The 7,629-nt window shown below is 47.2% G+C and carries 6 protein-coding genes; 4 read left to right on the forward strand and 2 right to left on the reverse strand.

Features of this window, described 5'->3' with window-relative positions; genetic code table 11:
* The 3 genes from ACWVCM_RS06335 to ACWVCM_RS06345 all read left to right on the forward strand — a co-directional run.
* Window positions 1-1,385: tetratricopeptide repeat protein (locus ACWVCM_RS06335; RefSeq protein WP_455200882.1), on the forward strand; the 1,385-nt coding region annotated here is incomplete at its 5' end.
* Window positions 1,386-1,436: 51 nt separating this feature from the next.
* Window positions 1,437-4,274, forward strand: coding sequence for a tetratricopeptide repeat protein (locus ACWVCM_RS06340; protein ID WP_455200883.1), 2,838 nt, complete (start codon window positions 1,437-1,439; stop codon window positions 4,272-4,274).
* Between the two features lie 19 nt (window positions 4,275-4,293).
* Window positions 4,294-4,575: a hypothetical protein gene (locus tag ACWVCM_RS06345; protein WP_455200884.1), complete on the forward strand. Its 282-nt coding sequence runs from the start codon at window positions 4,294-4,296 to the stop codon at window positions 4,573-4,575.
* 99 nt (window positions 4,576-4,674) lie between these two features.
* Here ACWVCM_RS06345 and ACWVCM_RS06350 read toward each other — a convergent pair whose 3' ends face one another.
* Together ACWVCM_RS06350 and ACWVCM_RS06355 are read right to left on the reverse strand one after the other, a co-directional pair.
* A complete protein-coding gene (locus ACWVCM_RS06350; RefSeq protein ID WP_455200885.1) occupies window positions 4,675-6,249 on the reverse strand; it encodes an ABC transporter permease in 1,575 nt (524 codons plus the stop codon).
* Window positions 6,250-6,293: 44 nt separating this feature from the next.
* Window positions 6,294-7,325 (reverse strand): ABC transporter substrate-binding protein, encoded by a 1,032-nt coding sequence (locus tag ACWVCM_RS06355; protein ID WP_455200886.1) that lies wholly within the window; start codon window positions 7,323-7,325, stop codon window positions 6,294-6,296.
* Between ACWVCM_RS06355 and ACWVCM_RS06360 the strand changes: the two genes are divergently transcribed.
* Window positions 7,239-7,523, forward strand: a complete 285-nt coding sequence (locus tag ACWVCM_RS06360) for a DUF1329 domain-containing protein (protein WP_455200887.1) — start codon at window positions 7,239-7,241, stop codon at window positions 7,521-7,523. The genes ACWVCM_RS06355 and ACWVCM_RS06360 overlap by 87 nt on opposite strands.
* Window positions 7,524-7,629 lie beyond the last annotated feature (106 nt).

A 7,629-nucleotide genomic window follows, 5' to 3' on the forward strand; every position in this document is an offset into this window, starting at 1 on the left:
AGGAGTATGAGCAAGCCTCAGTAGTTCTGGAAAAACTGCCGGGTGGTTCGGTGGATGCCAAGTTTGCGGAATATAACCTGGGTATTGCATTGTTCCGCGGCGGTCGGGAAATTGAAGGTGCGGAATATTTAGCAGCTGTAGGGCGCATGAATACCACTGATTCAGAATTGCTGACTCTGAAGGACAAAGCCAATCTTGCCCTGGGTTACGCATTGCTGGGCCAGGAAGAAACCAATAAAGCCCGCGCGTTTTTTCAGAAAGTTCGTTTGAAAGGACCCTACTCAAACAAGGCCTTGCTGGGCTTTGGCTGGTCCCATGCCATGAAAAAAGATTACGAAGCCGCCCTGTCATCCTGGCTGGAATTGCGATCACGAAAGAAGACAGACTCCGCGGTTTATGAATCAATGTTGGCGGTGGGTTATGCGCTGGAGCAGTTACAGGCCTATCCCCAGGCGATGCAGTCTTACCTGGAGGCAATTCAGTTATTCAAGGAAGAAATTGCACGACTGGATGTTGCCATACAGGAAATACAGACAGGAAAGTTAATGAATTACCTGGTGTCGCAGGCGCTGGGTGATGAGCGTGGCCAGTTAACTGAAGAGGGATTGTTAAGAGACGTGCCGGAATTCAGGTTTATAACGGCTATTGTCGCCGGACACCGGTTTAATGAAGCAATTAAAACTTTGCGGGACTTACGTTTAATGAAATCCAATCTGGAATATTGGCATACCGCATTACCCGCCTATGAAGACATGTTAAAACTGCGTCGCCAGGCTTATGAAGAACGTTTACCCAAGCTGATGCCGGAACAGGGCAAGTATCAGATAGCGGCATTTAAGGACGAGAGAAATCTCTATGAAGAAGAGTTCAAGCGCATAGTGCATGAACGTGATTTGGATTCTGTCGCCAGTGGCAAGGAAATCAAACTGCTGAATCGACTTGATAAAATAAAGTCGCGATTACAGAACGTGGGGCGCCAAATGGATGCCACTCAATATGGGAATTTAGAGTATAAATATAAACTCTATCGTGGTTTGCTCCACTGGGATATCAGTACCACATTCACTGAACGTGCGTGGAAACTTAAAAAAGGTTTGCGGCAACTCGATCGCGAGATTAAAAAAACAGAAGAACAACAAAGGCTCATTAGTACCGCCAAAACTCGTGCTCCCAGGGGATTTGAAGGGTATGGGCGACAAATCAAATCAATGAATTCAAAAATTAATAAATTACAAAAACAAATTGATAATGTTTACGGCTTGCAGCAGCAACAAGTGCAACAAATTATTGGTGAACAACTCGAATGGCTACGTGATCGTTTGGCAGAGTACCTTGATCAGGCGCAGTTTTCCATGGCGCGATTACAGGATCTGGCATCCGAGTAAAGGGCTTTTAATTTACCTGGCATGAATGAACTGGTGTATCGGATTAGTGAAATGAATATGTTACGCATCATTTTGATTACGGTAGTAAGCATTGTGATATTTTCCTGTGCCTCAGGAAACAAGCAGGGCATGGAAACACTGGGATCCCTGGAAAACCGCAAAGTAAAAATAAATCCTCAAGACCTGCCTTCTGCCAACAAGGTAGATGCCAAGAAACGCTATCAGGAATTTGCATTGTCCACTTCAAACCAGGAGTTGCGGGCTGCTGCGATGGAACGCCTGGCAGATATTCAGCTTGAAACCCAGCAGGATAACAAGATTCGCGATGCGGAATTAAAGGAAGCAGAAATGCGCGCCCGTAAAGGTGCTGATACTGCCGTTGTGGATACTACAAAATTCGGAGATTACGCTGACGTTGCTGCGCAGTATGAAAAATTAATTAAACGTTATCCCAATAGCAAGGATAATGAAAAAATATACTATCAATTGGCGCGGGCCTACGATCTGAGTGGTCAAAACAAAAAGTCACTCGCTATATTGACACGGTTGATGAAAGAATTTCCCGAGAACAAGCACGCAGAAGAAGTGCAGTTTCGCCGTGGTGAAATTTATTTTAGCTTGAATGACTTCAGGAATGCAGAACGTTCTTATGCCTATGTTTTGTCAAACAAGGATTCTCCTTATTACGAGCGTTCGCTTTATAAGCGTGGTTGGGCGTTGTTCAAGTTAAATGACCTGGAGCAGTCACGTTATTCATTCTACAAGCTTCTTGATATGCACTTTGAAAGTGGAAGGAACTATGCCAGTTTCAAGCGCAGTGAAAAAGAACTGGTCGATGACACCTTGCGCGTTGTTGGATTATCGTTTTCTTTTGAAGATGGCGTAAAATCATTAAAGCATTTTACCAGGGAGTACGGCGTACGTACCTATGAGCACCTTATTTATAAAGAACTGGGTGGGCTGTATTTAAAGCAGGAACGTATAGAAGATGCCGCGATTGTATTTGCGACTTATGCCGAAGTTTATCCTAACAGTCGCGAAGCGCCATTATTCCTTGTTGAAGTGATTAAGATTTATGAAAAAGGCGGGTACGCCAAGAAACTTTCTACGGCGAAAGCAGATTTTGTAACACGATATGCGATTGGAAAACCCTATTGGGCGCGCCACGATCGCTTTTTGCTGGAAGAACTTTCGCCATTTATAAAGGCCAACCTGGATGAACTGGCCCGTCATTACCACGCCAAGGCACAAAAATCCAAAAAGATCAGTGACTATCGTGTCGCGGCTCACTGGTATCGAGAATATGTCAGGTCTTTTCCTGCCGATGCAAAAGCACCGCAAATGAATTTCCTGCTTGCTGAAAACTTGCAGGAAACCAAAGAATATCTGGCAGCGGCCACTGAATACGAAAAAACAGCGTATAGCTATGCGCCTCACAAACAAAGTGCAGAGGCTGGGTATGCCGCTCTGTTAATGCATCAAAAAATACTGGGCACGCTCAAAGGTGATCAGCGTACTGCAAAGCGTCATGAAACTGTCGATAGCGCGCTGAGGTTTACCACGTCGTTTCCACAGGATAAGCGAACGCCGTCTGTAATGCTTAAGGCGGCTGAGGAGTTGTTAGATCTTAAGCGCGTGGGTGAAGCATCGCAGGTTGCTCAACAGGTAATAGAAATTGAGGGCAATAAAAAGAAATCGGATATAAAATTGTTGGCATCGGCATGGGCTATTGTTGCTACCGCGGAATTTGAATTGGGGAATTATGCGAATGCGGAACAGGCCAGTCTTGCCCGGTTACGCTTGAAGTTGCCCAAAGACAAGGATCGCCAAACTCATATCGATCGACTGGCGGCAGCAATTTATAAACAGGGCGAGCAGGCCAAGGCGGAAGGGAACTACATGAAAGCGGCCGATCAGTTTTTACGAATTGGTCAGGTCGCACCTTCTGCAGGTATCACGGCAAATGCGGTATATGACGCAGCCGCTGTTTATGCAGAGGCCGGTAACTGGAAAGGCACTATTGATGTGCTTAACAGTTTTCTTCGCAGTTACCCCGACCACAAATTCGCCGAGGGTGCTACCGAAAAACTGGCTTACGCCTATGAGCAGAACAACAACTGGTCTGCAGCAGCGGCTACCTATGACAAGTTGTATGGCGGCGAACAGGATCCGGAAAGGAAAAAAGCCATGCTTTGGCAGATGGCGGAGTTTTACGAAAAATCAGACGACAAAAAAAATGCACTGCGAATCTACGAACGCTATATAAAAGAATTTCCTGAACCCATGGACCAGGCAACGGAAGCTCGGCAGAAAGTTGCGGATTACTACAAGGGGTTTGGTGACACTGAAAAGCGCAACTACTGGTTAGCCGAAATTATTACTGCCAACGAAAAAGGTAAGTCAACGGAACGTACGCAATACCTGTCTGCCAAAGCGACGCTGGAATTAGCAGAACCGTCTTTTCACAGCTATCGCAATATCCATCTGGTCCAACCACTGAAGAAGAACCTGAAAAAGAAAAAGACCGCGATGAAAGAAGTCATCGACGCCTATACCAAGGCGGCGAATTATGGGGTCGCAGAGGTTACCACTGCGTCCACTTATCGAATCGCGGAGATCTACAATGACTTTAGTCGTGGGCTGTTTGCATCCGAGCGTCCCAAAGGCTTATCTTCGACGGAGTTGGAGCAATACGATTTATTACTGGAAGAACAGGCCTTTCCGTTTGAGGAAAAAGCCATCGAAATTCATGAAACCAATGCAGATCGTGTAAAAACAGGCCTTTATGACGAATGGGTCAAGAAAAGCCTGATTGCTTTGCGCAAATTGCGGCCGGTGCGCTATGCTAAATTAGAGCGTAGTGAATTATTTGACGTGGCAATTGAATAATATTGTCGGGAGTATGCTTATGAGCAAGATGATGAGAAGGTTTATACAGGCAATTTGTTTTGGTGTATGGCTTGGCCTGATTCAACCGGTACTCGCCGAAGACCGTTTACAGCTTGATGAGGCGAACATCCAGGGCGCCAGCGAGTTACCGAAAGTTCTCTATATTGTGCCATGGAAAAAAGCGGAAATTGGCGATAAGCCTGTCAAGGTGAACCGTCTTGTTGATGAAGTTCTGTCACCCGTTGATCGTGATGTGCTTAAGCGTGAAATTCGTTTTTATGAGCAGGCACAGGCAGAATAAGTCAAAATCAGGGCTTTGCGCTCCACAATCTAAAAATTCCCTTCAATAGTCGCTTTGGCCATCCATGTACTTCGCGCATGTGCAAAGCGGGATGGTTTACTAGGTTGTATATTTCTTTTCGTTTTTCATCATTATCCAGAGTACCGGCAAGGTACCCACTACCAGCATTAGCGCGGCTGGCGCTGCTAATTCCAGCATTTCTTCACTGGCCTCAATCCAGATTCTAACCGGTAAGGTGTCGAAGCCGGTGGGGCGTAGTATCAATGTTGCCGGCAATTCCTTTAATGTATCGATGAATACCAGTACCCAGGCACTGGCGATGCCACCGCTAATCATAGGGAGTATCACTCGCTTCAGGTTTTCCAGTGGTGTGGCGCCCAGGATGCGTCCGGCCTGTTCAATGGAAGGTGTTAACTGTTGCATGGAGGCATCCTGCGACTGTACCGCCAGGGGCAGGAATCGAATCACCAGTGCAAGCACCAGCGCAATGAGTCCACCATATAGAAAGGGCAGCAGCGACAAAATAAAACTGAGAATACCCAGGGCGACCACGGGGCCGGGTAATACGAATCCCACGCTGGAGACCTGAATTAACGCACTGCTGTATTTCGAGCGTTGCCGGTTATTGAACAGGGCGATAGGTAATCCGCAGATAATGGCTATGGTTGCACACAATACTGCAAGCAGTAGTGAGTTATAGGCATAACGCCAGAACTTGAGGTCAATAACATCCTGGACCCAGGCATCCCAGCTCCATGAGATCATCCAGATTAACGGTAGTACAAAGGCCAGAAAGGTAATAAAGCCCAGCCATAACCAGATTATCACTGTAATGAAAGGCGTGACTTCTTTGAGTTGATGTTTACGTGTTTGACGCGTTGTGTAATAGCGTTGTCGTGCGCGAAAAAATCGCTCCAGAACCAGGAAAGTCAGGCTCAATAAAACCAGGATCAGTGACAGGCCTGCGGCTGCCTGGTAGTCAAAGCGGCCACTCATTTGTAAGTAAATACTGAGAGTAAATGTCTGGTATTGCAACATACTCACTGCGCCAAAATCCGATAATACATGCAGGATGACCACGGCCAGTCCTGCTGCGATGGCGGGCCTGAGCAAGGGTAAGTTAATTCGCAAGAAAACCTGCCACTTGCCAACACCATGAATCCGGGCGGCTTCTTCCAGGGTTTGTGTGGAGACTGACAAAGCGGAATGGGACATCAGGAATACATAGGAGAATCCCGCCAGGGACAGGGTCAAAGTGGCGCCAAAAATATTGTAAATATCCGGGATGGCGACGCTATTGCCGAATATGGCTAACCATGCCTGGCCAATCCAGCCGTCAGCTTCAAACAAGGTAGTATAGATATGGGCAAAAACATAAGTGGGGATAGTGAGGGGTAGCACCATTAACCATATTGCGTAACGACGGCCTGGAAAATTAAACCGTGCTATCCACCAGGCAGCGCTCACACCCAGAATAAAGCAGGCAATGGCGACCAGGATTGCCAGTGACAGCGTGTTCCACAACAACTCGGGTAAGCGGCTGGTCCATAGTTGTTGCCACTTTCCGGTGCCAAGATCGCTGCTTTGTAAAATCACAAACCACAACGGCACCGCCGCGAAAATCACGATGGCAAGTGCGGTATTACCCAATGCACCGAACGGTCGGTTGGTCATTCCTTTTTACAGCTTAGCGATTTATCGTTATACACCTGCTTATTCTACGGCATTCCAACGGCTTCTATTAAATCGATGGTTTCATTACGGTGGGTGCCAAGTTTGTACATGGGGACATCGGCTACTTTGAAGCTACCTACCGGCGGTACCTTGGCGCTGGCGGCAACACCTTCGCGTGTAGGATATTCATGGTTTGCTTCTGCGAACTGCTTTTGTCCTTCTGCGGAGATCAGGTAATCGATTAACTTTTTGGCGAGTTGCTGTTTCTTGCTGTGTTTGGAGACCGCAATACCCGCCACATTCCACGCCACGCCCATGCCATCCTTGCCCTGATCAGGAACGATAATATTAATGGGCGCTTCAGGGTGCTTATCGAGGTGACGGTATATATAGTAGTGATTGACCAGACCCGCGGCCAGTTTACCTGATGCTACAGCCTTGACGATTTTACTGTGTTTGTTAAACACCTTTCCGTCAACATTGTCTTTCATACCCTGCAGCCAGCTTCTGGTTTTTTCTTGGTTGGTCGCCAGTAGATAAACGGTAGTACCGGCTATATAGCTCTCATTGGTACTATTGGTGATACCCAGCTTACCTTTTAGCTTCGGATCAGCCAGATCGAAAACAGAGGTCAGACCACTGCCCAGGGGATTGTCTTTATTGACGACCAGGACACGGGCACGCGCAGAAAGGCCTATCCAGGAGTTGTCCTTAGCGCGGTAGTTGGCGCCAATCTGAGAGGCCGTTGCGGGGGGGATTTCCGCAAATAATCCCAGATCAGAACCTTTCTGCAAGGTGCCTGCATCATTACTGAGGAACAGGTCAGCGTCCGTTCGATCGCCTTCAACGTTGAGTTTATTGAGGAGCGCGAGTATCTGCTTCCTTTTTCCTATAATGCAGCAAAAGGGTGGCTTGATTCTAAAAATGGGTACGCAATAAGAGACCTCGGCCTCCAGCGAAGGCCTTGTTATGTGCTCCAGATGACCCAAATGGACCCCAATTATATATACAGCAAGCGTATCTATTATGTGGACAAGGAGTCTTTTATTATCGGTTGGGGTGCATTCTACGATCAAAAAGGGCGGCTCTGGAGGACATACAATGTCACCCGTTGTTTCTTCCCGGAGTGTGGCCAGATCTTGTCTCACGGTGCGCCTGCCTGGCAGGTTGATTACCTCGATTCGCATTCTACAACCCAAATGCTCACTTCGGTGCCTGCCCAATATTCACGGAGGCATATCAACATTGAAAATATCGTCAAAAAAGGCAAATAGATCCAGAATATGCCGGATCATCACATCGGCGGACATCAGTGCCGGCAACGCCATCCCTTCTTCCCCGAGCACGGCAACGCCCAACACCGCATGTTTAAGCATCAAG

It is taken from the genome of Kaarinaea lacus (genome assembly GCF_975902315.1).